The 306-nt window shown below is 62.7% G+C and carries 1 pseudogene; it reads right to left on the reverse strand.

The annotated features are described in order from the left end of the window. Positions 1-306 (reverse strand): annotated as a pseudogene (locus JHD62_RS21845) (carbamate kinase); the annotation flags it as partial.

The following is a 306-nucleotide window of genomic DNA, read 5'->3' on the forward strand; positions in this document are numbered from 1 at the left end:
TCGAACCGGCCGCAAAGCCCAGCTTGTCCATTTCGTCCGGGTGGGCGTGGCGGATGGCCTTGGCTTCCGGGGTGCCCCAGCCAACAAACACGCTCTTCACGTCGGTGGCGATGACGAAGTAGTCGGCATCCACTTCGCGGGCCAGCAGGGCGGAGGCCAGGTCTTTGTCGATCACCGCTTCCACGCCGACCAGCTTGTCACCCTGGTACATGGTGGGGATGCCGCCACCGCCGGCAGCAATCACCACCGCGCCTTTTTCTATCATCCATTTGATGGGGCGCAGCTCGAAGATGCGTTTCGGTTTCG

It is taken from the genome of Aquitalea sp. ASV11 (assembly GCF_016429185.1).
Lineage (GTDB): Bacteria > Pseudomonadota > Gammaproteobacteria > Burkholderiales > Chromobacteriaceae > Aquitalea > Aquitalea pelogenes.